This is a genomic window from Lichenicola sp. GTC18331, from assembly GCF_055386855.1.
Window position 1 is genome coordinate 622,791 of record NZ_AP045015.1, and the last position, 24,505, is coordinate 647,295.

Genomic DNA, 24,505 nt, shown 5'->3' on the forward strand with positions numbered 1-24,505 from the left:
TGGACCGCCCCGGCCCGCGTCGTCAATGCGCATCTTGTCATGGTGCAGACATGAAAAAGGCCGGAAGCGGTTTCCCGCTCCCGGCCCGATCACACCGCCCGAAGGCGATAGGTCTTACTGACCGCCCGGCGCATTCGACGGGGTCATGGTGCCGGTGGAGCCCGAAGCCGGGGCGGCCGGAGCCGGCGCGGCGGGAGCGGCCGGGGCGGTCGCGTCGGCAGCCGGAGCGGCGCCACCGCGAGCGGCGTCGAGGCTCTTCGCGTTCAGCTCTTCGGTCGACGGCGCGCCGGCCGGCTTCATCTTGGTGTGCGGGCCCATCTTGCCGGCCGCCTTGCCGTGATGCGCATGGTGATGCACCGGCTTGTCGGCGGCGAAGGCCGGAACGGCGGCCGCCATCGCGATCGCACAGATGGAAGCGCTCAGGATCTTCTTCATACCAGTTCCTTTTTCTGCCGCGATCGACAGAGTTTTGGTGACACGAGAGGGCAGACTGAACCAGCCCCGACACGCCCTAGCAACGACCTGACGCCGTTCCGGTTGCCGCGAACGGGGAGAAAGTCGCAGCGTGACCGAAACGTCACACCTCGGACGCCTCGCTCAGCCTGCCGCTGGTAGTGGAGCCGCCGTCCGCAGGCCGGACGGGCCATAGATCTCGTTGGCGCGCTTCAGGAACGCCCCCACCATCACCCGCACCGCCTCGTTGAACACGACGCCGATCGCCGATTGCAGCAGACGGGACCGGAACTCGAATTCCACGAAGAAATCGACCAGACAGCCACGCTCGTCCGGGGTGAAGGTCCAGACATTGTTCAGATAGCGGAACGGCCCCTTCTCGTAGCGCACGCGCACCGTGCGCGGACGGTCCAGCGCCACGCGGGAGGTGAAGCTTTCCCGGAACGGGCCGAAGCCGATCGTCAGGATCGCCACCAGCTCGTGCTCCGTGCGGCTGATCACGCGGGCGCTGGTGCACCAGGGCAGGAATTCCGGATAGCGGCCCACATCGGCCACCATGTCGAACAACTGCTCCGCGCTGTACGGGATCACACGCCGTTCGGCATGGGTCGGCATCAGTGCGCCGCCAGCTTGGCGGCGCGCGCGTCGCGCAGGGACGCGAAATCGGCATCGGCGTGATAGGACGACCGCGTCAGCGGCGTGGCGCTCACCTGCAGGAAGCCCTTCGCACGCGCCATGGAGGCGTAATCGGCGAACTCGTCGGGCGTCACGAACTTGTCGATCGCCGCATGCTTCACCGAAGGCTGCAGATACTGGCCGAGCGTGATGAAATCCACATCGGCGACACGCAGATCGTCCATCACCTGCAGAACCTCCGGCCGCTGTTCGCCCAACCCCACCATCATGCCGGACTTGGTGAAGATCGACGGGTCGATCCGCTTCACGTCGTCCAGCAGGCGCAGGGACTGGTAGTATCGCGCGCCGGGCCGGATGGTTGTGTAGAGACGCGGCACGGTTTCGAGATTGTGGTTGAACACGTCCGGACGCGCCGCGACCACCACCTCCAGCGCCCCCGGCTTGCGCAGGAAGTCCGGCGTCAGGATCTCGATCGTGGTGTCGGGCGACGCGGCCCGGATCGACGCGATCACGCGGGCGAAATGCGCGGCACCGCCATCGGCAAGATCGTCGCGATCCACCGAAGTGATCACAACATGGCGCAGACCCAGCGTCGCCACGGCCTCGCCGACGCGGTTCGGCTCGTCCGCATCCAGAGCGTCCGGCTGCCCGGTGCGCACGTTGCAGAAGGCGCAGGCGCGGGTGCAGATCTCGCCCATGATCATCATGGTGGCGTGGCGCTGCGACCAGCACTCACCGATGTTCGGGCACGCCGCCTCCTCGCACACCGTCACCAGCTTCTTCTCGCGCATCAGCTCGCGCGTTTCCTGGTAGATCGGGTGGTTCGGCGCCCGGACCCTGATCCAGTCCGGCTTGCGCTGGATCGGATTGTCCGGACGATGCGCCTTCTCGGGATGGCGCAAAGCGGTCGCCCCGCCGGTTCGATGGTCGATCAGGACGCGGGTGGACATGGGCAGACGATCATCCGGAACGTGAACGGAAAACGCTTTGTCTTCTGACCGCAGACGTGGCGCTCCGCGCGGAGCCCGTCAAGCGGAACCACGGTCTGGCTGCCGTGCCCGCCGTCAAAGCCCCAGACGGCGACGCAATCCGCGCCAGTGACGCGCCGCCTTGCGCTCGATCGCCGCAACCGGCTGCCACCAGCGCTGATGCGCCGCCGCCGCGAAATCGGGCGCCGGACACCCCTGCCCGAACACCGCGCCCTTCGGCTGCAATGCCCCGCGCGCGACGTAGAACTTGTAGAGACGCGACGCCCCCGCCTCGTCATCCGTTTCCAGCAGCCAGGACGCGCCGCCGCACAGCGTCGCGTAGAAAGCCTGCGACCGCGGCGGCAGCATCGCGGCAGCGCGCTCCGCCTCACGCGCGGCATCGACGCGGTAATGGAAGCGCCGATCGGGATCGGGCGCGTTGGCGGCGAAACGCTGCGTCTCCAGCGGCGAAACGAACGGCCCGGAGGGTGGCTTGGACGGCCCGTAGCCGCCCGGATAATCCCCGTCCATCACCGCCTGGTCCGGCAGCACCTCGGTGCCGAACAATTCCATCCCCTTCTGCCGCTGCTGCATCGCCGCGTTCCAGGCCGCTTCCGCACGATCCGTGCGCCAGAACGCATCGTGCGAACGCGCCTCCAGCGCCGCGAACCGGCGGCTTTCCCCAGCCAGCGCCGGATCGACGAACCACCCCGCCGCCTCCGCATACGCACCCTCGCGCATCAGGCGCCGGGCCAGAAGGTTACGCATCGACACCGCACGGTCGCCCTCGGCAGACTTCGCCGGCAAGGGCGGCAAGGCCTGCACGAACGACCGCAACTGGTCGGTGGTCACCAGACGCTCGGCGACATAGGCCGTATCGCCCCAGTAGGTGTCGCCGAAACCGTAGAGAACCTGGAGCGCCGGCACGAACTCGCCCCGCGCCACATCCATCACCCCGGGCTCGGCGCGCAGACGCGTCGCGCTGTCGCCCAGCGCCTCCGGATGCGCCGCCAGAACCTGCACCGCCTCGGCGATCCGGTGCGCGCTTTCGGCCAGATCGTCGTGCTGGAGCGACAGCTTCGCGCGTATCCAGGCCGAAAGCGGATCGGCCGGCGCCGTCGCGAACCGCGCCGCCAGATCGTAGCGCCCGGCCACATAGGCCACGGCCGCCAAACGCCCGGCATCGCGCGCATCCGTCGCCGGATCGAACACGGGCGCCAGTCGATCCAGCACGCGCGCGGCGACCGGTTTGGAATCGATCGATTGCAACAGGCTGTATCCCGGATCCTCACCGGCATCCTCGACCAGCGGCGTGTCGGCCACAGCATAGGCCAGCAGCAACTGCCGGATACGCGGATCGCGCGCGGCGGCGTCGAACCAGGTCTGGGCCCCCGGCTGCTCCGACAGCATCGCCTCCGCCACCTCCTGCAAGGAGGACACGCCGTTCTGGTCCCCATACGCCGCCTGCTGCGAATACAGCGTCACCGCTTTGTGCAACGCTGCCAGGGCATCGGGTGTGGGCGTCGCCGGCTGCGGCACGGGCGTGACCCCGGCGACCACGCCGCTCCGCCGCAGAGAAAGCCGCGCCTGCTCGCCGAAGCTCGCGATCGCCAGACCCAGCGGGTCCGGCGCGCCACGCGACACCAGATCGCGCGTCTGCAGAAACGCCTTCTCCGCCCCGCCTGCGTCGCCAGCCTTGTCCAGCGACCGGCCGAGCATGAACGCCGCGCAGACTGCATGGACGCCGTGTCCGCCGATCGCCACGGCGTCCCGAAACGCCTGCACCGAAGCAGCCGGATCGTCACCGTGAAGAGCACTCACAGCGTGGGAATAGGCGTCAACGGAAACCTTCGGCTCCGACGGATCACCGACCGCGCTACAGGTCGTGATCTCCGGCGCGGCCACATCCTTTCTCGCCAACGCCGGGTCCGGCGCCGGCAACAAATGGCTCGCCTGGAAGAAGAAGCTGTCCACCGGCAGGTCGTGCAGGGTCGCGGCGCGATCCTCCAACAACTGCCACGGAAAGAACGGCCCGCAGGCCAACGCGCCCGCCGTGGCCAACCCGGCCAGAACCGTTCCGCCCAGGACCGCCGACCTCCGCACGCTCATCGCCCGATCCCCCCGTTCCCATCACGCGGGCAGCGTTCCCAGCCGACCGTCAGCACGGAATGCGCCGGCATCATGCTGCCATCGATCCGTCGCAGCAACGACCCGTCGCGCCGATACGGCCCGGCCCCATCGGCAGCAAGGCAGGCGGGATCGAGCGCAATGCTGTCCGGCAGCTTCGCATCAAGATCGCTCCGGTTCGCCAGACGCAGGATCGTCGGCGGGCCGGGCACACGAACCAGTTCGGCCACCGCCTCCGCCGGCCGGCGCGACAGCACCGCATGCCAGGAGCCGAGGCTCCACCCTCTCCGGTCCTCCCCGGTCGGAACCCTGAACCAGACCAGACCGGCCAGACGGAATGGCGGATCGCGCTCCAGCACCGCCACGGCCCGCTCCACCGCGTCCGGCGACGCGAACAACTCGCGCCCGGCGCTTCCCAGCAGCATCGACCGCTCCGCCTCCGTGGCGCGCAGACGTCCGTTCGGGTCCAGCACCACCCGCACGCCATAGCTCGGCAGCGAAACGAGAAACGGCCTGGCGCTCAGCCTCGACATCGCCGCCACGCGGCGCCGCATGCGCCCGGCATCGAACAAACCGTCCCGCGGATCGTCCGTGGCATGGAGTTGCAGCACAGGCTGGTCCACGACACGGGTGAGCGCCGTGAACGCGGGCGAACGCAGCCAATCCGGCAGGGCGGTGATGCCGAGCCGCATCCCGGACGGCAGCGTTCGCCGCAGCGCGAGAAGAAAGCCGCGATATTCCGCCAGCCGTCGGGTCGGACAATCGAAATCGATCTCCACCCCGGCCAGAACATGACCCGCCGGGATCGCGGCAGCGACGGAAGTCGGGTCCGGCAGCACCCCGCTCCCGTCGATCCGCAGAACCACCGTCACCGGGCGCCCGGCCAGATCCAGCGCCGCCCAATCCACTGCCGGACGCACGACGCGCCCATCCGGCGACCATTCGCACAACAGAATGCGGAATCCCGCCACCAGAGGCGCGGTCTCGCCGATCGCCCGGATCAGCGACGGCGTCCAGTCCCGCTGCCAGACATAGGCGTCCTGCGGCAGACGCCGATCGGGCGGGGTGGAGCGGACACACAGGAACAGCAGCGTGGCAAGAACCGCCACGCGGCGAAACGGCGCGGCCCCGGGTCGCGAAACCCGGCCGGCCGCGCCGGCTGGCTCAGAAATGGATCGCCTGGCCCCAGGCGTCCAGCACGGCCTCGTGCATGGTCTCGCTCACCGTCGGATGCGGGAACACCGTGTGCATCAGCTCGGCTTCGGTGGTCTCCAGCGTCCGCGCGATCACGTAGCCCTGGATCATCTCCGTCACCTCGGCGCCAACCAGATGCGCGCCCAGCAACTCGCCGGTCTTGGCGTCGAACACCGTCTTCGCCATGCCGTCCGGCTCGCCCATGGCGATCGCCTTGCCGTTGCCGATGAACGGGAAGCGCCCGACGCGGACCTCCCTGCCCTCCTTCTTGGCGCGCGCCTCGGTCCAGCCGACGCTGGCGATCTGCGGACGGCAATAGGTGCAGCCGGGAATGTTGGTCCAGTCGATCGGGTGCACGTCCTTGCCGGCGATCTTCTCCACGCAGAGCACGCCCTCGTGGCTCGCCTTGTGCGCCAGCCACGGCGCGCCGGCGATATCGCCGATCGCATACACGCCCGGCTCGCCGGTGCGGCAGAATCCGTCGATCACGATATGGGTCTTCTCCACCACCACCTTGGTGCCTTCGAGACCGATATTCTCCACGTTGCCGACGATGCCCACCGCCGAGATGATCCGGTCGAACTCCAGCGTCTCGGTCTTGCCGCCGCTCTCGATCGTGACCTTCGCGGTGTCGCCCGTGCGCTCCGGCGTGCCGATCTTGGCGCCGGTGATGATGCGCATGCCCTGCTTCTCGAACTGCTTGCGGGCGAAGGCGGCGATCTCCTCGTCCTCCACCGGCAGGATGCGGTCCACCACCTCGGCCACCGTCACCTCGGCGCCGAGATTGCGATAGAAGCTCGCGAACTCGATTCCGATCGCGCCGGAACCGATCACCAGCAGCTTCTTCGGCATGGAAGTCGGCACCATCGCCTCGCGATAGGACCAGACCAGCTTCCCGTCCGGCTCCAGGCCTGGCAGCACCCGCGCACGCGCGCCGGTCGCCAGGATCACGTGCTTCGCCGTCAGCGTCGCGACCGGCTTGCCGTCCTTCGACACATCAACCTTGCGCTTATCGCCCGCCGTGCCGGCCAGCTTGCCGTGCCCGTCGAACACCGGAACCTTGTTCTTCTTCAGAAGATGGCCGATGCCGGACGACAACTGCTTCGCCACGCCGCGCGAGCGCTTCACGATCTTGTCCAGATCGAACCGGATATTGTCGGCAGCGAAGCCGAACTCATCGAGATGGTGCAGCAGGTGGTTGATCTCGGCCGAGCGCAGCAGCGCCTTGGTCGGGATGCAGCCCCAGTTCAGGCAGATGCCGCCGAGATGCGTGCTCTCGACCACCGCCACCTTCATCTTCAGCTGCGCCGCACGGATCGCCGCGACATAGCCGCCGGGACCGCCACCGATCACGACGACGTCGAAATCGGTATCCTTGCTCACGTTCGGGGCCATCTCAGATCACCAGGCTCAACGGGTTCTCGACGACGGCCTTGAACGCCTGCACCCATTCGGCCGCCAGCGCGCCGTCCACGGCACGGTGATCGACCGACAGCGTCGCGGTCATGACGGTGGCGATCTCAAGACGGTCGCCCTTGGCGTCGGAACGCACCACGGCACGCTTCTCGCTCGCCGACACCGCCAGGATGCCCGCCTGCGGCGGATTGATGATCGCCGCGAACTGCTTCACGCCGAACATGCCCATGTTCGAGATCGAGAAACCGCCGCCCTGGAACTCCTCGGGCTTCAGCTTGCCGTCGCGGGCGCGCTTGATCAGCCCGCGCGCCTCGTGGCTGATCTGCGCCAGCGTCTTCTTCTCGGCGCTGCGCACGATCGGGGTGATCAGGCCGCCCGGCGCCGACACGGCGACGGAAATGTCGACATCCTCGTATTCGAGGATCGCCTCGTCGGTGTAGGTCGCATTCACCTTCGGCACACGCTTCAGCGTCACCGCGCACGCCTTGATCAGCATGTCGTTGACCGACAGCTTGAACGACCCCTCGCCCTCCGGAGACTGCGCGTTCAACTGCGTGCGCAGCGCCAGCAGCGCGTCCATCTCCACGTCGATGGTGACATAGAAATGCGGCACGAACTGCTTGGATTCCGACAAACGGCGGGCGATCACGCGACGCACGCCGTTGTTCGGCACCACGCGATGCGGCGCGGTGATCGGCGCCATCGGCGACGGGCCGCTGCGCGCGGGCGTCTGCGCCGCGGCAGGCGCCGGCTTGGCGGCGGGAGCCGCCTTCGCCTTGGCCAGATCGGCGCGGACGATACGGCCGTTCGGGCCGGACCCGGTCACGCCGGCCAGATCGATCCCGCCTTCCTTGGCCAGACGGCGCGCCAGCGGCGACGCCACGATGCGCTCCCCAGAAGACGCAGCACCAGAAGACGCAACGGCGGAAGAAGGCGCGGCGGCGGGCGCGGCCTCTGACTTCGGCGCCGGAGCGGCGGCAGCAGCCTGCCCCCCTTTGGGCGCTTCGGCGGCGGGCTTCGGCGCTTCGGCCATCGCGGCACCCTCCGGCACCGCCTCGCCCTCGTTCACCAACACGCCGATCGGCGTGTTGATGGCGACGTTCTCGGTGCCGTCGGCGATCAGGATGCGGCCGAGAATGCCCTCGTCCACCGCCTCCACCTCCATGGTGGCCTTGTCGGTCTCGATCTCGGCGATCACGTCGCCGGACGACACGCGATCGCCTTCCTTCTTCAACCAGCGGGCCAAGGTGCCCTCGGTCATGGTCGGCGACAGCGCCGGCATCAGGATGTTGGTGGGCATCAGACCAGCTTCCTCACCGCGTCCACCACCCAGTCGGGCTGCGGCAGCGCGAGCTTCTCCAGATTGGCGGCATAGGGCAGCGGCACGTCCAGACCGTGCACGCGCACCGGCGGCGCATCGAGCCAGTCGAACGCATGCTCGATGATCTGCATCGACACCTCGGCGCCGATGCCGGCGAACGGCCAGCCTTCCTCCACCGTCACCAGACGCGAGGTCTTCTTCACGCTCTCCACCACGGTGGCGGTGTCGAGCGGACGGATCGTGCGCAGGTTGATCACCTCGGCGCTGATGCCCTGCTCGGCCAGGATCTCCGCCGCCTTCAACGCCACGCCCACCATGATGGAGAAGGCGACGATGGTGACGTCGGTGCCGGCGCGCTCGATCTTCGCCTGGCCGATCGGCAGGATGAAGTCCGGATCCACCGGGCATTCGAAGCTCTGCCCGTAGAGGATCTCGTTCTCCAGGAACACGACCGGGTTCGGGTCGCGGATCGCGGCGCGCAGCAGGCCCATGGCGTCGGCCGACGAATACGGCGCCACCACCTTCAACCCCGGCACATGCGCGTACCAGCTCGCATAGCACTGCGAGTGCTGGGCCGCGACGCGCGACGCGGCGCCGTTCGGACCGCGGAACACGATCGGACAGCCCATCTGGCCGCCGCTCATGTAGAGCGTCTTGGCGGCCGAATTGATGATGTGGTCGATCGCCTGCATGGCGAAGTTGAACGTCATGAACTCGACGATCGGCTTCAAACCGGTCAGCGCCGCACCGACCGCGATGCCGGTGAAGCCATGCTCGGTGATCGGCGTGTCGATCACGCGGCGCTCGCCGAACTCGTCCAACAGGCCCTGGCTGATCTTGTAGGCGCCCTGATACTGGGCGACCTCCTCGCCCATCAGGAACACGTCGTCATCGGCGCGCATCTCGATCGCCATCGCGTCGCGCAGCGCCTCGCGCACGGTCATGGTGCGCGTCTCGCCCCACTCGCGCTCCGGCTCCGGCTTCGCCAGCTCCGGCGTCTTCGCCTCGGAGGCGCGGTCGGCGATCTCCTTCGGGCCGGAACCCTCGGCAGCCACCTTCGGCAGCGCGGCGGCTTCCCGCGCCGGCGCCTCGGCCGACACGTCCTCGCCATCGGCGGCCAGAACCGCGATCGGCGCGTTCACGGCCACGCCCTCGGTGCCTTCCTCGACCAGGATCCTGGCCAGGATGCCCTCGTCGACGGCCTCCACTTCCATGGTCGCCTTGTCGGTCTCGATCTCGGCGATCACGTCGCCGGACGACACGGTATCGCCCACCTTCTTGAGCCAGCGGGCCAGCTTGCCCTCGGTCATGGTCGGCGACAGCGCCGGCATCAGAACCTGCGTGGACATGGTGATCAGCTCTCCACCAGGATGTCGGTCCAGAGCTCGGACGGGTCCGGCTCCGGGCTCGTTTGGGCGAACTCGGCCGCATCCGCGACCAGCGCCTTGATCTCGTCGTCGATCTGCTTCAGCGCCTTCTCGTCGGTGCCCAGATCGATCAGCGCCTTGCGCACGCGCTCGATCGCGTCGTGGTCACGGCGCATCGCCTCCACCTCGTCGCGGGTCCGGTACTTGGCCGGATCGGACATGGAATGGCCGCGATAGCGGTAGGTGCTCATCTCCAGCAGGAACGGCCCCTTGCCGGCGCGGCAATGCTCGACCGCCTCGCGGGCCGCCTCGCGCACCGCCACCACGTCCATGCCGTCCACCTGGCGGCCGGGAATGCCCCAGGGCTCGCCGTTCTTGTAGAGCGCATGCGAGGCGGAGGAGCGGGCGGCGGAGGTGCCCATGCCGTACTGGTTGTTCTCGATCACGAAGATGCACGGCAGCTTCTGCAAAGCCGCCATGTTGAAGCTCTCGTAGACCTGGCCCTGGTTCGACGCGCCGTCGCCCATATAGGCCACCGCCACCTCGTCCGTGCCGCGATACTTGTTCGAGAAGGCGAGACCGGCGCCGATCGAGACCTGCGCGCCGACGATGCCGTGGCCGCCGTAGAAATGCTCCTTCTTGGAGAACATGTGCATGGAGCCGCCCTTGCCGCGCGAATAGCCGGTGGCCCGCCCGGTCAGCTCCGCCATCACGCCCCGCGCTTCCATGCCGCAGGCCAGCATGTGGCCGTGGTCGCGATAGGAGGTGACGATCTTGTCGCCCTGCTTGAGCGCCATCTGCACGCCCACCACCACGGCCTCCTGGCCGATATAGAGGTGGCAGAAACCGCCGATCAGACCCATGCCGTAGAGCTGGCCGGTGCGCTCCTCGAAGCGCCGGATCAGCAGCATGTCGCGATACGCGCGGCTGTATTCCTCCTGCGTCATCGTCGGCTGGTTGCTGCCCCGGTTCGCGGGACTGTTTGCCCCGGATTGGACGATTCCGGCGTCCGTGTCGGCCATCAACAACTCCTGACTGCTCGCAACTGTTCGGATCGAACTCATGACCGGGATGTCCCGGTCCCGCTGCGGAGCGGCCAGTGGTCGATCACCGATCGGTCGGACACCGATCGGCCGAACCCCAGTCGCCCGTAGCGTTTGAAACGCATAGTGCCCCGTCTTGCCGCTTCCGCGAAGGGTGGCTGCACCCTGCAGAACCCATCTTCCGGCATCCTCAGATGGGACCCAGCAATTCCCCGCACGCAGCACCCAGATCGGGTTGGCGCAGCAGGCTTTCCCCTACCAGGAAGCAGGACGCGCCGGACCCCGCCAGGGAGACCACGTCGGCACGGGTGCGGATGCCGCTTTCCGCCACCACGATGCGATCCGGCGGCACGGTCGGCGCCAGCTCCAGCGTGGTGGAAAGATCGGTGCGCAACGTCTTCAGGTTGCGGTTGTTGATGCCCACCAGATCGGTGTTCAGCCCCAGCGCGCGGCGCAGCTCGATCGCGTCGTGCACCTCGACCAGCACATCCATGTCCAGCGAGCGCGACAAGGCCAGAAGCTCGGCGGCGACGGCGTCGGTCAGAGCCGCCATGATCAACAGGATGCAGTCCGCACCCATCGCCCGGCTCTCGTAGACCTGCCAGGGATCGAGAATGAAATCCTTGCGCAGAACCGGCAGGGACACCGCCGCGCGCGCCGCCTGCAGATCCTCCACGCTGCCGCCGAAGGAAGGCCCCTCGGTCAGAACCGACAGGCAGGACGCCCCGGCCGCCTCGTAGGCGCGGGCGATGGCGGCGGGATCGAAATCCTCGCGAATGGCGCCGCCGGAGGGCGAGCGGCGCTTCATCTCGGCGATCAGACCGACCTCGCGACGTGCCGTCATGGATTTCAGAACGCGACCGAAGCCGCGGGTCGGGCCGTGATCGTTCAAACGGCTCTTCAGATCGCGCAGCGTGGTGGCGGCGGAACGGCGCGCGACCTCCGCGCGGGTCAGGGCGCAGATTTCGGCCAGAACGTCCGGAACGGGCGCAGGCGCGGCGTCGGCGCCGGCAGCGGGAAAGTCGTCACTCATACGGAAACGGTCGGCACGCGGGAAACCAAGAAACCATCACCCTTCTGCATGGCCCCGTCTCAGTGCGTCGAGCACCGCCAGCGCCGAACCATCGTCCAGCACGCGCGACACCGCGCGCATGCCCTCGCGCAGCGCGTCGAGCGGCGCGGACCCGGACATGCACCCGGCAGGCCCGGTCCGCAAGTTGCAGCATTGCAGGGCAGCCGACGCGTTCAGCAGCACCACGTCGCGATAAGCACCGGTCTCCCCGCACAGAAGTCGTTCCAATGCCCGCGCATTCTCGCTCGCCTCGCCTCCGGCGATGGCGGAAACCGGCCGGCGGGACAGTCCCACCTCTTCCGGCATGAATGAAAATTTACCCATTTCGCCGTCGCGGAGCGTCACCACGTGGTTCCGGCCGGCCAGACCCAGCTCGTCCAGCCCGGTGCCCGCCTCGGTCTCGCCATGCACCACCCAGGCGGTGCGGACGCCCAGGCCGCGCAGCGCCAGCGCCAGGGTTTCCTGCCAGGACGGGTCGAACACGCCGATCATCTGGCGCGACACCTCGGCCGGGTTGCAGAGCGGCCCGACCAGATTGAACAGGGTGCGGATGCCCAGCTCGGCCCGCACGGGACCGGCATGGCGCATGGCCGGATGGTGCAGAGGGGCGGCCAGGAACACCAGGCCATGATCGCACAACCGCGCGTGCAGCAACGCCGGATCGCCTTCCAGGGCGATGCCCAGCGCTTCCAGCGTGTCGGACGCCCCAGCCCGGGACGACACCGCCCGGTTGCCGTGCTTGGCCACGGGAACGCCCAGCGCCGCCAGAACGAAGGCCACCGCCGTGGACACGTTCAGCGTCGCATGGCCGTCGCCGCCGGTGCCGCACACGTCGATCGCATCCGGAACGGAGTCCACGCGACGCATCCGCGCCCGCATCGCCCGTGCGGCGCCGACCAGCTCGGACACGGCCTCGCCGCGCACGCGTAGCCCCATGGCCAGGGCCGCGATCTGCGCCGGGGTGGCCGCCCCGTCCATCACCAGGGCGAAGGCGGCTTCCGCTTCGGCCTCGTCCAGAACGGCGCCGCCGGCGACGCGCGCCAGGACCGGCTTCAGCGAAGCGATCGGGAGCGGGCGATCGGTCGGCCCGTCGGCACCCTCAGGCGGCACGACGCTGGTCGTTGCGGCCGCGTGCGATGGATAGGAAATTGCGGAGAATGGCGTGCCCATGCTCGGAGGCGATGCTTTCCGGATGGAACTGCACGCCAAAGATCGGCAGGTCGCGATGGCGCAGACCCATGATCACCCCGTCCTCGGTCCGGGCGGTGGCGACCAGCGTCTCCGGCAGGGTTCCGGGGTCCACGGTCAGGCTGTGATAGCGCGTGGCCTGGAACGGCGACGGCAGGCCGCCGAACACGTCGGTGCCGTCATGGAAGACCGGGCTGACCTTGCCGTGCATCGGCTTCGGCGCCCGCACCACCTGCCCCCCGAACACCTGCCCGATCGCCTGATGGCCGAGACAGACGCCGAAGACGGGCACGCGTCCGGCGGCGGCGCGGATCAGATCGCAGCAGATCCCGGCCTCGTTGGGCGAGCACGGGCCGGGCGACAGGACGATCGCATCCGGCCGCAACGCCAGCGCTTCGTCCGGCGACAGGGAATCGTTGCGGCGCACGTCGCACGCCTCACCGAGTTCGCCCAGGTAGTGCACCAGGTTGAAGGTGAAGCTGTCGTAGTTGTCGATCAGCAGAATCATGCGCGCATACTCGCCCGAGGCCGCACACGGGTCAAACGGGGAAACGCCCGCCCCTCGCGGGGCGGGCTCGGTGTCGAACGGCGCTCAGGCGACCGTCAGGCCGACATCGAGATTGTTGCGGGTGGCGTTGGAATACGGGCAGATCCGGTGCGCCAGTTCGACCAGCTTCTCCGCATCGGCACGGTCCACGCCCGGCAGCGTCACCTTGAGGTCGGCGGTGATGCCGAAACCGCCTTCCGAGCGCGGGCCGATGCCCACGATGGCGTTCACGCTGGTCTCGGCCGGGACCTTCAGCTTCAACTGCCCGCCGGCCACCTTCAGCGCGCCGATGAAGCAGGCGGCGTAGCCGGCCGCGAACAGCTGCTCCGGATTGGCGCCGTCGCCGCCCGCGCCGCCCAGCTCCTTGGGCGTGGACAGCTTGACCGAGAACACGCCGTCATCGCTGGCGGCACTGCCATCGCGTCCGCCGGTGGCGGTGGCGGAGGTCCTGTATTTGACGTCGACGAGCATGGAAGCGTCTCCATTCTGTTTGCGATAACGTTTATCGCGATAAACATATGCTAGGCCGGGCGCCCTGCCCTGTCCAGGGCCGTTTCCTGATCGCGATATGATTTTGCGTGGTAGGGAGCGTGCAGGAGGTTCCGCCATGCCCACCCGCTCGCTCGACGACCAGCTCTGCTTCGCGCTGTATTCCGCCAGCATGGCGGTGAACCGCGCCTACAAGCCGCTGCTCGACCGTCTGGGCATCACCTACTCACAATACCTGGTGCTGATGGCGCTGTGGGACGAGGATTCGCGCACGGTCGGCGCGATCGCGTCGCGCCTGGGTCTGGAATCCAGCACCGTCACGCCGCTGGTGAAGCGCCTGGAGGTCGCCGGTCTCGCCGCGCGGGCGCGCAATCCGGCCGACGAACGCCAGGTGGTGGTCAGCCTGACCGAACGCGGCCGGGCTCTGCGGAGCGAGTGCAGCGTGATCGGCGAGGCCGTGTTCGGCCGGTCCGGCCTGAGCTTCGCCGATCTGGCGTCGCTGCGGGACGAGGTGCGCGCCCTCCGCGACGCCCTGACCGAGACCGGCGCCTGATCAGGTGAACCGGATGTCGAGCGTCCGCAGATAGGTCTGCAGACCGGCATCCTGGATCGGGATCAGCCGCGCTTCCGCCCCGGATTCGTTCACGTGCGCGTGCCACAGGCCGGGCGGGGTGATGAAGGCGCTGCCGGATTCCCAGTCCACGCGGGTCGGGTTGCGGATGGTGCCGTCCGCGTTGAGCTGCTCGCCGATCAGGCTGTAGCAGCCCGGACGGCAGGACACGATGAAATCGAGCGCGATCGACTGGTGCCGGTGCGGCTTCTGCACCGTGCCGGTATTGATCAGCCCGTACATCGCCCACAGCACATGGGTCACAGTGCGGGTCATCGGGAATTCAGAATTGCCCAGCAGGACGCTGACACGGCTGCGATTGGCCGCGTCCGGATCGTTGGCGATCGCCGCCAGCTCGGCATTGGCGCGCGCGGCGGGATAAAGGGTCGGCCGGAAGCGCGCATGGGTCGGCGCGACACCCAGATAGGTCAGCAGCGGCGCGTCGTTGACGTAGTAGAGCGCGGCATCGCCGGTGGCATGCAGGCGGGTCGCGGCGCCGCCGGGCGCGGTGAAGAAGTCGCCCTCCGCCCAGTCGAACCGGGCCCCGTCCGCCTCGGCCGCACCCGCGCCCCGGATGACGAAGAACACCAGGGAGGTGGCGTTCGGCTCCAGCACAACCTCGTCGCCGGCCTCGATGCGGACGAAATGGGCGCAGAGGCCGGGTCCGGTGGCGGGCGACGCGCAGCGCAGCGCGTCCGACAGGTCGAGCGGGACCACGCGGGTCGATCCGCCGTCATGCAGCGAGGCGGGAAAGAAGCGGAACGGGACCGGCGGGGTCAGGCTGGGGCGGATCGGGTTCGCAGCCTTGCTGTATTCGAAATATTCCGCGCAGCCGAGTGCGCTTCTTGCAGAATCTGCAACGTCGAACATGTCCATCGGAGGCTCCTCGTCTTTTCGATGGGGGGAGCCTGCACCCGGTTCCGCGACCGGGGTGAGACCCGGGGAGGGAAATCGGTTTTGCCGGAAACGGCAGGCCGGTCAGTCCTGCGACGGGTTCAGGGTGGCGGACAGGAAATGCAGCATCGCCCGGACCTTGGGCGAGACGATCTTCTTGGGCGGGTAGACGCCCCAGATCGCCGCATCCGGCTCCGACCAGCGCCAGCCGGGGCACAGGCGCACCAGCCGGCCGGCGGCGACGGCGTCGCGCGTCATCCAGTCCGGCAAAAGGGCGGCGCCGAGGCCGGACAGGGCGGCGGACAGGCGGGCCTGCGCGTCCGCGCTGCCGAAGCGGCCGGACACCGCGACCGGAACCGGGGCCTCGTCGCGCTCCGGCGGGGTAGCGGTCCAGGTTTCCCGGCCTGCCCGGGCGGAGAACAGGCAGGGAAAGGCAGAAAGCGCCGACGGATGGGCGGGGGCGCCGCTCTCCGCCAGCAGAGACGGGCTGGCGACGGGCGCGCAGCGATGCGGGGCGAGCCTGCGCGCGACCAGGCTCGAATCCGGCAGCACGCCGATGCGGATGCCGAGATCGGCGCCGGTGGCGATCAGGTCGGACGGATGATCCGTGAGGTCGAGATCGAGGCGGATCTTGGGGAACTCGGCCAGGAAACGGGGCAGCACCGGCAGCAGCCGGCTCACGGCGAAATCGCGCGGGGCGGTCAGGCGCAGCAGGCCCTGCGGATGGGCGTTGAAGGTGCGTGCCGCGTCACGGGCCTCGTCCAGATCGGACAGGATCTGCGCGGCGCGGGCGTGGAAGGCGCGGCCGATCTCGGTCGGGTGCAGGCCGTGCGTGGAGCGGTTCAGCAGGGCCGCGCCGAGATCGGCTTCCAGCAGCGACACGTAGCGCGACACGGTGGAGACCTTGATCCCCTGCGCCGCTGCGGCGCGGGAGAAGCTGCCGAGATCGACCGCCGAGACGAAGGCGCGCAGGGCGGAAAGGTGGTCCATGCGGAAGCGATTCTAACCTTCTTTTTCTGAAGAAAAAGAAGCAAAAAGACTTTTGTCTGTTTGGCACGGAGCTAAACGGACAAAAGTTCTTTGGTTCTTTCTTCCAAGAAAGAACACCTCTTCTTCTCTTATGCGCGCACCGCCTCCGCCGCCCGGAACAGGGCGCGGGCCTTCTGGCGGGTTTCCTCCCATTCCGCCTCAGGCACGCTGTCGGCGACCACGCCGCATCCGGCCTGGACGTGCATGGTGCCGTCCTTGATCAGCGCCATGCGCAGGCCGATGCAGGTATCCATGTCGCCATCGGCGCCGAAATAGCCGATGCAGCCGGAATAGGTGCCGCGACAGGTCGGCTCCATCTCGTCGATGATCTCCATGGCGCGGATCTTGGGCGCGCCCGTGAGCGTGCCGGCCGGGAAGCCGGCCACCAGCGCGTCCACCGCATCCATGCCGTCGCGGAGGCGGCCTTCCACCGTGGAGGAGATGTGCATGACGTGGCTGAAGCGTTCGATCACGAAGCTTTCCACCACGCGCACCGTGCCGGGTGCCGCGACCCGTCCGACATCGTTGCGGCCGAGATCGACCAGCATCAAATGCTCTGCGCGTTCCTTGGGATCGGCCAGCAGCTCGCGTTCCAGCGCCAGGTCGGCGGCGGCATCGGCGCCGCGCGGACGCGTGCCGGCGAGCGGGCGCACCGTGACCGTGCCGGCGCGCAGACGCACCAGCACCTCCGGCGAACTGCCGACGAGCTGGAACCGGTCGCCCTGGTTCTCCAGGTCGAGAAAGAACAGGAACGGCGCCGGATTGACCCGTCGCAGGGCGCGGAACAGGGCGAACGGGTCCTGCTCGAACGGGGCGGAGAAACGCTGGCTCGGCACCACCTGGAACGCGTCGCCTGCGGCGATGTATTCCTGGATGCGACGGACGTTGTCGAGGAAGGTGCTTTTCTCGATGTTGGAGACCGGCTCGACCGGCCCGGACGGGGTGCGTTCGCCGGGCTCAGCCAAGGGCAGATCCTGCGACAGGGCCGAGCGCGCGGCGTCGATCAGCGCCTGCGGATCGGCGCCGTCCGCACGCCTGGGCGCGGCCAGGATCAGCTCGTCGCGCACGTTGTCGAACACCGCGAACAAAGACGGGCGCAGCATCATGCCTTCCGGCAGGCCGAGATCGTCTTCCGGCACGTTCGGCAGATGCTCCATCTGCCGCACCATGTCGTAACCGAGATAGCCGAACACGCCGCCGATCATGGCCGGCAGTTCGGTTGGCAGATCGAAGCGGCTCTCGGCGATCAGGGCGCGCAGGCTCTCGATCGCCGAACCGGGCACAGGTTCGAACGGACCGTTTCCGGCCGGGTCGCGCTGGATCGCCACCGCGCCGTGCTGGCAGCGCCAGACGAGATCGGGCAGCAGGCCGATCACCGAATACCGGCCGCGCGCCGTGCCGCCCTCGATGCTTTCCAGCAGGAAACAGTTTCGGTCCGCGCCCGGCAGGTGGCGGCGCAGGCGGAGAAAGGCGGCGACCGGCGTGAGCAGGTCCGCGGCTTCGACGGTCCAGCAGACCGGGGCGTCGAACGGGCCGCTCACGACGGGGAGCCGGAGGGGCTACCGGAATCGCTGCCGTTGCCGGTGGCGGGGCCGATCAGCGCGTCGATCGCCTTCGGGTCTTCCTTGACCCCGGCGCGTTTGCGCAGGGCGTCGAGATAGGTCAGCTCGATATCGTCGGCGATCGCGCTGTCGAGACCGTAATGGATACGCTGATAGGACAGCTTGTCGGTGTTCTGGTCGGGATGACGGATCGCGGTCAGGGTCAGTACCGCGAAGCCGTTCGGCACCTCCAGCATGGTGCTTTCACCCTGCTTCAGGGTGAAGGCGAGCTGGGCGACGGTGGGCGGCACAGGACCGTCCATCTGGCCGCGACGCACCACGAGGCCGGTCTGCAGCCCGGGCTGGCCGGCGGACGCGGCGGCGATCCCGTTCATGGTCTGGGCGCGATGCAGCAGGGCGGCGGCCTGTTCCTCGGCTTCGCGACGGATCTGCTGCTGCTGCCAGAAGGCGCGCACCTTTTCCGCCGCCTGGACGAAGGAGAGCTGCGACGCCGGCGTGATGCTTTCCACCGCCAGCGCGAACCAGCTTCCGTCCGGCCCCTGCGTGAGCACAGGCGCCTGACCGACCGGGGTCCTGAAGGCCTGGGCGATCATCGCCTTGCGGACTGCATCCGTGCCCGGCAGCGGGGCGGGTTCGCCCGCCTGCGTCATGCCCTGCGCGTCCAGCGTGCCTTCCGCCGCATCGGCACCGAGATCGGACGGGATGGCGTCGAGTCCGCCGCCGGCGATCGCGTCCTGGAGTTTCTGCACGCGCGGCGCGATCAGGTTCTGCGCCTTGTCCTTGCCGATCAGCTGACGCAGCTCGTCCTTCACCTGATCGAAGGAGCGGTTCAGCGGCGGCGTGACCTTGGACACCAGCAGCACGACCCAGCCGGCATCGGTCTTGACCGGGCCGGTGACGGCGCCGGTCTGTGCGGCGAAGACCTGCTTCGCGAGATCGGGCGACGGGATGCTGCTCTGTGTGGCATCGGTAAGCGCGATCGGCGTGGCGCCGTAGACCGGCTTCTGCAGATCGGCCCAGCTGGCGCCTGCGTGCCATGCGGCGGCGATCTGCGTGGCGCGGGCCTGGTCCGGGGCGATCAGGATCTGCACCGAGCGTTTCTCGGGCACCTGATAGCGGGTGATCAGCTCGTCATAGGCGTGATGTTCTTCCGCGTCCGTCACGTCGACGGTGCGGGCGATGGTGTCGGGCGACAGCAGCACCAGCTTGATCCGGCGGTATTCCGGCGCGGTGAAGGCGGAGCGGTTGTTGTCGAACACCCGGTGCAGGACGGATTCGTCCGGCGCGGCCGGCGGCGTCGTGGCGAAGGGGACGATGCGCATGTCGAGCACGCGCTGCTCGGCGGCGTAGTCGAAGGCGCGCCGCACCAGCTCGGCCGGGGCGTAGCCGCCGATCCGCACCGGCTGCATCAGGGCGTTGGCCTGTTCCTCGCCGCGCAGGATGGTGACGAACTGGTCCTGGGTGAAGCCGGCGTTGCGGAGGCGCTGTTCGAACAGGGAGCGGTCGAACTGGCCGTTCGGGCCTGCGAACGCCTTCTCGTCCAGAATGCGCTGACGCAGGACGGCGTCCGGCACCACCACGCCGATGCGCTTCGCGGCCACCGCGATCGCCGCCTGGGCTTCGAGCTGGCGCAGCGCCGTGGTGGCGATATAGCGCTTCTGCGCGTACGGCAGGCTGGTGGGGTCGGTCAGGTTCTGGCTCTGCGCCGCGCTGGCGAGGCCGCGACGGTAGACGCGTTCCAGATCGGTGCCGGTGATCTGCTGGCCGCCCACTTCGGCGACGTTGCCAGCGCCGACGCCGCTGCTGAACAGGTCGGAAAAGAAGCCGCCCATGCCCCAGGCCGCGAAGCTCAGGAAGATCAGCACCGCCAGCACGCGGCCGAGCCACGATCCAACGAAAACGCGACGCAGAAAGGCGAGCATGGAAGATCCGGCATCTGGGGGCGTTCCGGCGATCCGGAACGGGGCCGCGGACCATACGGGCAGAGGCGACGCTTGTCATGCGTGCGGCCGGCATGGTCTACCTGCGCCGCATCATCATAAGGGGCCTGCCGGTTCGGAGCCGGCTGCCAGGATCGATCCCATGACGCGTCAGCTGATCGCCGGCAATTGGAAGATGAACGGGACGCTCTCCTCCGCGGAGGCGCTGGCCCGCGCGCTGGTCGAGGCGCCGCGCGACGGCATCGACGCGGAGCTTCTGGTGTGCCCGCCTTTCGTGCATCTGCAGGCGGTGGGCCGGATCCTGAGCGGGTCCGACGTGGCGCTCGGCGCGCAGGATTGCGCGGTGGCGGCGAGCGGCGCGCATACCGGCGACGTCGCGGCGCCGATGCTGCCGGAGCTGGGCTGCACCCATATCGTTCTGGGCCATTCCGAGCGTCGGCAGAACCATCACGAGCTGGACGAGACCGTGCGCGAGAAGGTGGTCGCCGCACGCGCTGCCGGGCTGGTGCCGATCGTCTGCGTGGGCGAGACGGAGGAGCAGCGCTCCGCCGGGCAGCAGGACGACGTGGTGGGCTGGCAGTTGCAGGGCTCGCTGCCGAACGATTTCGCCGACGGTCCGGGCGTGATCGCCTACGAGCCCGTCTGGGCGATCGGCACCGGCCGCACCGCGACCGAAGAGGACGTGGCCGCCATGCATGGCTTCATCCGTGCCGAGCTGGTGCGCCAGTTCGCCGAGAAGGGTGCCGCCGTGCGCATTCTCTATGGCGGCTCTGTGAATGCCGCCAATGCCGCCGCCCTTCTGAGCGTGCCCGAGGTGGGCGGCGCCCTGGTGGGCGGCGCCAGTCTGAAACCGCAGGATTTCCTGTCCATCGCCCGGGCCGCCGTGTCCGGCCCGAACCGCTGAACGCCGGACCCCGTATATCATGATCACTGCCCTGCTCGTTCTTCATCTGCTGGTCACGCTGACCCTGATCGCCACCGTGCTCGTGCAGCGCAGCGAGGGCGGCGGTCTGGGCATCGGTTCCAGCCAGGGCATGGGCTCGTTCATGAGCGGGCGCGGCACCGCCAACCTGCTGACGCGCACCACCGGCATTCTGGCGGCGATCTTCATGGCGCTATCGCTGGCGCTGGCGGTGATGAATCGTGGCACGGCGGGGCATACGCACGACATCCTGAACCTGCCGGAGACGGCGCCCGCCACCGTTCCGGGCGCCGCGACGCCGGCGGTTCCGGCCGCGCCGATCCCGGGGGCCGCGCCGACGACGACGGCTCCGGCAACCACGGCTCCGACTCCCGGCGCGTCCGCTCCGGCGGCCACGGCGCCTGTCGTGACAGCGCCTGCTGTGACGGCTCCGGCGAAGACGGCACCGGCCACCACCGCTCCCGCGACCCCGGTTCCGGGCACGGACGCGCCCAAGCACTGAAGCGCTTCAACACCGGGGTGCCGCAATGAGCGTCGTCCCGGATGTGATCGTCGTCGGCGCCGGAGCGGCCGGGCTGAACGCTGCCGCCGTTCTGCGTGCGGCAGGGCGCGAGGTTCTGGTTCTGGAAGCGCATCGGTCGATCGGCGGGCGGGCCCGGACGGTGCAGCCCGATGCGTTGCGCGGTGCCCGTCTCGACGAAGGCGCGACCTGGCTGCACCAGATCGACCGCAATCCATTGGTGACGCTCGGGCGCGCGGCCGGAGAGGACCTGGCCGTAGCGCATGAGGGTGGCCATGCGGTGTTCGACGGCGCGGAGCGGTCGAGCGAGCCGGACGACGAATCGGGCGAGCGGCAATGGCGTGCCCTGGCGGAGCGGATGGCGCGTGGGCCGGACCGGCCGCTGTCCGCCGTGGGCGACGCGCTCGGAGCCGACGCGCCCTTTCTCCCCAATCTGGAGATGTGGGAGGCGAGCATCATCGCCGCCGCCGACGCGGACCAGCTGTCGCTCCAGGACTGGCATCGCAACCAGCTCGACGATCCCGATCTGCGGCCCGCGCGCGGTGTCGGCGCGCTGGTGCACGATCTGCTGGGGCAGCGCGCCGGGCCGGTCCGGTGCGGGATGTCGGTGCGGGCGGTGGATTGGAGCCGGCCGGGCCGGGTTCGGGTGGACACGGATGAGGGCGCGATCGAGGCCGGGGGCTGCATCGTCACCGTGTCGACCGGGGTTCTGCGCGACGGGCGGATCCGGTTCACGCCTGCCCTGCCCGCCTCGCTTCTGCAGGCGCTGGATGGTCTGCCGATGGGGCTGCTGAGCAAGCTCGCTCTGCCGGTATCGCCGGCGGCACGGTTCGCGGTGGCGGACGGGACGCTGCTGGAGCCGCGACTCGGACGGCGCAATGCGGCGACGATGCTGCTGACGGTTCGGCCGGACGGGTCGCCGCTGCTGACGGGGTTTCTGGGCGGACGTCATGCCTGGGCGGCCTCCGGGCGGGAGGACGACTCGCTGGCGGAAGCGCGGGAGCGGTTCGGGGCGATGCTGGGGGCGGAGGCGCTGCGCGGCGTGGGCGAGAGCGGCCATGCGTCGCGCTGGGGCAGCGACCCGTTGTTTCTGGGTGCCTACGCCTATGCCCGGCCGGGCTTCGCCGAGTCGCGAACGACGCTGGGGATGCCGTTCGCCGATGGGCGCGTGGTGTTCGCGGGCGAGGCGACGGCGTCGGACGGGCTAGCCGGCACGGTGGGCGGCGCCATGCGGGAAGGCGCCCGCGCGGCCGCGGCGATGCTGCGGATCGCGTGATCGCATGACCGTTCTGGCCGGGGAGCGGATCGAACCCACTACCGTTCGGGCGGGCGAGAGTGTAGGAAGGCCGCCCATGACGCGGTTCGTATTCATCACCGGTGGCGTGGTTTCCTCTCTCGGCAAAGGCATCGCTTCTGCGGCGCTGGCTGCCCTGCTTCAGGCGCGCGGCTACCGCGTTCGCCTGCGCAAGCTCGACCCTTATCTGAACGTCGATCCGGGCACGATGAGCCCGTATCAGCATGGCGAGGTGTTCGTCACCGATGACGGTGCCGAGACCGATCTGGATCTGGGGCATTACGAGCGTTTCACGGGCGTGCACGCGACCAAATCCGACAACGCGACCACCGGGCGGATCTATTCCGAGGTGATCGCGCGCGAGCGTCGCGGCGATTATCTGGGCGCCACCGTCCAGGTGATTCCGCACATCACCGACGCGATCAAGAACGCGGTTCTGCACGACACGGACGATCTGGATTTCGCGCTGATCGAGATCGGCGGCACGGTGGGCGACATCGAGAGTCTGCCGTTCCTGGAGGCGATCCGTCAGTTGCGGAACGATCTCGGTCTCGAGCGCACGATGTTCCTGCATCTGACGCTGGTGCCGTGGATTCCGGCGGCGGGGGAGCTGAAGACGAAGCCGACGCAGCATTCGGTGAAGGAGCTGCAGAATGTCGGCATCCAGCCGCAGATGCTGTTGTGCCGGTCCGACCGGCCCTTGCCGGAGAACGAGCGCCGCAAGATCGCCAATTTCTGCAACGTGCGTCCGCAGGCGGTGATTTCCGCGCTGGACGTGGACACCATCTACGCCTGCCCGATCTCGTACCACGAGGAAGGCATGGACAACGAGGTTCTGCGCCATTTCGGTCTGCCGCACGAGGGCGAGCCGGATCTGTCGGCCTGGAAGCGCGTGCTGGATGCGATGCGCAACCCGGAAGGCGAGGTGCGGATCGCGGTGGTGGGCAAGTACACCTCGTTGCTCGACAGCTACAAATCGCTGAACGAGGCGCTGATCCATGGTGGCATCGCCAACCGCGTGCGTGTGAAGCTGGACTGGGTCGACAGCCAGATCTTCGAGGACGCGGGCGAGGCGGTGATCGAGCGACTGGAAGGCGTACACGGCATTCTAGTGCCGGGCGGGTTCGGCGAGCGCGGCTCGGAAGGCAAGATCGAGGCGGTGCGCTTCGCGCGCGAGCACAAGATCCCGTTCTTCGGCATCTGTTTCGGGATGCAGATGGCGGTGATCGAATGCGCGCGCAATCTGGCCGGGATCACCGATGCGTCCTCGACCGAGTTCGGGCCGACGGACCAGCCCGTGGTGGGTCTGATGACCGAGTGGGCCAAGGGCAACGAGCTGCTGCGCCGTCGCGAGGGCGGCGATCTGGGCGGAACGATGCGCGTGGGCGCGTATGACGCGACGCTGGCCGAGGGGTCGCGCGTGGCGGAGGTGTACGGCACCACCGAGATCCGCGAGCGGCACCGGCATCGCTACGAGGTGAACATCCATTATCGCGAGCAGCTGGAGCAGACCGGGCTGCTGTTCTCGGGGCTGTCTCCGGACGGGATCCTGCCGGAGATCGTCGAATATCCCGACCATCCGTGGTTCATCGGCGTGCAGTATCATCCCGAGCTGATGAGCAAGCCGTTCGCGCCGCATCCGCTGTTCTCCGGCTTCATCGCCGCTTCCGTGCGTCAGGCGCGTCTGGTCTGACGCGCTCCTGCGTGGCGCCGTGCCCAGCCCGGGCGTGGCGCCGCGAATACGGTGGTCCGTCGTCGGGCCGCCAGAACGGCCTACCGCCCTCATTTCACAAAGTTGCTGGTAGACGCGCGATGAATGATCATCGTCGCGTCGCCTTTGCTTGCGTTTTGTGCAGCAAAAATCGCGTTCTGCACAGTTATTGCATTTTGATGACAATCACTGTTGCGGAATA

The 24,505-nt window shown here is 68.7% G+C and carries 21 protein-coding genes and 1 pseudogene; 5 read left to right on the forward strand and 17 right to left on the reverse strand.

Features of this window, described 5'->3' with window-relative positions; all coding sequences use genetic code 11:
- Positions 1-114 precede the first annotated feature (114 nt).
- The 13 genes from ACZ5BM_RS02960 to ACZ5BM_RS03020 all read right to left on the reverse strand — a co-directional run bounded on the left by ACZ5BM_RS02960 (position 115) and on the right by ACZ5BM_RS03020 (position 13,803).
- Positions 115-435, reverse strand: a complete 321-nt coding sequence (locus tag ACZ5BM_RS02960) for a hypothetical protein (protein WP_498909862.1) — start codon at positions 433-435, stop codon at positions 115-117.
- A gap of 162 nt (positions 436-597) precedes the next feature.
- The gene (locus ACZ5BM_RS02965) at positions 598-1,068 is read right to left on the reverse strand and encodes a type II toxin-antitoxin system RatA family toxin (RefSeq protein WP_498909863.1); all 471 of its coding nucleotides are present in this window, start codon (positions 1,066-1,068) and stop codon (positions 598-600) included.
- On the reverse strand, positions 1,068-2,039 hold the full coding sequence (gene lipA, locus ACZ5BM_RS02970) for a lipoyl synthase (RefSeq protein ID WP_498909864.1): 972 nt from the start codon (positions 2,037-2,039) through the stop codon (positions 1,068-1,070). Before lipA ends, ACZ5BM_RS02965 begins: the two co-directional genes overlap by 1 nt.
- Before the next feature lie 114 nt (positions 2,040-2,153).
- Positions 2,154-4,166 (reverse strand): hypothetical protein, encoded by a 2,013-nt coding sequence (locus ACZ5BM_RS02975; protein WP_498909865.1) that lies wholly within the window; start codon positions 4,164-4,166, stop codon positions 2,154-2,156.
- Positions 4,163-5,293 (reverse strand): DUF3142 domain-containing protein, encoded by a 1,131-nt coding sequence (locus ACZ5BM_RS02980; protein ID WP_498909866.1) that lies wholly within the window; start codon positions 5,291-5,293, stop codon positions 4,163-4,165. The genes ACZ5BM_RS02975 and ACZ5BM_RS02980 overlap by 4 nt, the downstream gene beginning before the upstream one ends.
- A gap of 55 nt (positions 5,294-5,348) precedes the next feature.
- Positions 5,349-6,773 carry a dihydrolipoyl dehydrogenase gene (gene lpdA / locus ACZ5BM_RS02985; RefSeq protein WP_498909867.1) on the reverse strand — a complete coding sequence of 475 codons (1,425 nt, stop codon included), beginning with the start codon at positions 6,771-6,773 and terminating at the stop codon, positions 5,349-5,351.
- A gap of 1 nt (position 6,774) precedes the next feature.
- Positions 6,775-8,094 (reverse strand): pyruvate dehydrogenase complex E2/E3BP family protein, encoded by a 1,320-nt coding sequence (locus tag ACZ5BM_RS02990; RefSeq protein WP_498909868.1) that lies wholly within the window; start codon positions 8,092-8,094, stop codon positions 6,775-6,777.
- Complete coding sequence (locus ACZ5BM_RS02995; RefSeq protein ID WP_498909869.1) at positions 8,094-9,464, reverse strand: pyruvate dehydrogenase complex E1 component subunit beta; 1,371 nt, start codon at positions 9,462-9,464, stop codon at positions 8,094-8,096. The genes ACZ5BM_RS02990 and ACZ5BM_RS02995 overlap by 1 nt, the downstream gene beginning before the upstream one ends.
- Positions 9,465-9,469: 5 nt before the next feature.
- Entirely contained in the window at positions 9,470-10,504 is a 1,035-nt protein-coding gene (gene pdhA / locus ACZ5BM_RS03000; protein ID WP_498909871.1) for a pyruvate dehydrogenase (acetyl-transferring) E1 component subunit alpha, read from the reverse strand.
- Between the two features lie 211 nt (positions 10,505-10,715).
- The gene (gene trpC, locus ACZ5BM_RS03005) at positions 10,716-11,558 is read right to left on the reverse strand and encodes an indole-3-glycerol phosphate synthase TrpC (RefSeq protein ID WP_498909872.1); all 843 of its coding nucleotides are present in this window, start codon (positions 11,556-11,558) and stop codon (positions 10,716-10,718) included.
- Between the two features lie 36 nt (positions 11,559-11,594).
- Positions 11,595-12,662: an anthranilate phosphoribosyltransferase gene (gene trpD / locus ACZ5BM_RS03010; RefSeq protein ID WP_498911464.1), complete on the reverse strand. Its 1,068-nt coding sequence runs from the start codon at positions 12,660-12,662 to the stop codon at positions 11,595-11,597.
- Between the two features lie 34 nt (positions 12,663-12,696).
- Positions 12,697-13,293 (reverse strand): anthranilate synthase component II, encoded by a 597-nt coding sequence (locus tag ACZ5BM_RS03015; protein WP_498909874.1) that lies wholly within the window; start codon positions 13,291-13,293, stop codon positions 12,697-12,699.
- Between the two features lie 84 nt (positions 13,294-13,377).
- A complete protein-coding gene (locus ACZ5BM_RS03020; RefSeq protein WP_498909875.1) occupies positions 13,378-13,803 on the reverse strand; it encodes an organic hydroperoxide resistance protein in 426 nt (141 codons plus the stop codon).
- A 136-nt stretch (positions 13,804-13,939) separates the two neighbouring features.
- Here ACZ5BM_RS03020 and ACZ5BM_RS03025 point away from each other — a divergent pair, with 136 nt between their 5' ends.
- The gene (locus ACZ5BM_RS03025) at positions 13,940-14,374 is read left to right on the forward strand and encodes a MarR family winged helix-turn-helix transcriptional regulator (protein WP_498909876.1); all 435 of its coding nucleotides are present in this window, start codon (positions 13,940-13,942) and stop codon (positions 14,372-14,374) included.
- On the opposite strand, the gene ACZ5BM_RS03030 is transcribed toward ACZ5BM_RS03025, so the two are convergent.
- The 4 genes from ACZ5BM_RS03030 to ACZ5BM_RS03045 form a co-directional block, all read right to left on the reverse strand.
- Positions 14,375-15,307: a cupin domain-containing protein gene (locus tag ACZ5BM_RS03030; protein ID WP_498909877.1), complete on the reverse strand. Its 933-nt coding sequence runs from the start codon at positions 15,305-15,307 to the stop codon at positions 14,375-14,377.
- 102 nt (positions 15,308-15,409) lie between these two features.
- Positions 15,410-16,315: a LysR family transcriptional regulator gene (locus ACZ5BM_RS03035; RefSeq protein ID WP_498909878.1), complete on the reverse strand. Its 906-nt coding sequence runs from the start codon at positions 16,313-16,315 to the stop codon at positions 15,410-15,412.
- Positions 16,316-16,443: 128 nt separating this feature from the next.
- A complete protein-coding gene (trpE, locus tag ACZ5BM_RS03040; protein WP_498909879.1) occupies positions 16,444-17,895 on the reverse strand; it encodes an anthranilate synthase component I family protein in 1,452 nt (483 codons plus the stop codon).
- Positions 17,892-19,838, reverse strand: coding sequence for a peptidylprolyl isomerase (locus ACZ5BM_RS03045; RefSeq protein ID WP_498909881.1), 1,947 nt, complete (start codon positions 19,836-19,838; stop codon positions 17,892-17,894). Before ACZ5BM_RS03045 ends, trpE begins: the two co-directional genes overlap by 4 nt.
- 160 nt (positions 19,839-19,998) lie before the next feature.
- Here ACZ5BM_RS03045 and tpiA point away from each other — a divergent pair, with 160 nt between their 5' ends.
- From tpiA to pyrG, 4 genes and pseudogenes are all read left to right on the forward strand, one after another.
- Positions 19,999-20,760, forward strand: coding sequence for a triose-phosphate isomerase (gene tpiA / locus ACZ5BM_RS03050; protein ID WP_498909882.1), 762 nt, complete (start codon positions 19,999-20,001; stop codon positions 20,758-20,760).
- Positions 20,761-20,779: 19 nt separating this feature from the next.
- Positions 20,780-21,151 (forward strand): annotated as a pseudogene (gene secG, locus ACZ5BM_RS03055) (preprotein translocase subunit SecG); the annotation flags it as partial.
- A 154-nt stretch (positions 21,152-21,305) separates the two neighbouring features.
- The gene (locus tag ACZ5BM_RS03060) at positions 21,306-22,574 is read left to right on the forward strand and encodes a flavin monoamine oxidase family protein (protein WP_498909883.1); all 1,269 of its coding nucleotides are present in this window, start codon (positions 21,306-21,308) and stop codon (positions 22,572-22,574) included.
- A 76-nt stretch (positions 22,575-22,650) separates the two neighbouring features.
- Entirely contained in the window at positions 22,651-24,285 is a 1,635-nt protein-coding gene (gene pyrG / locus ACZ5BM_RS03065) for a CTP synthase (protein WP_498909885.1), read from the forward strand.
- Positions 24,286-24,505: the final 220 nt, after the last annotated feature.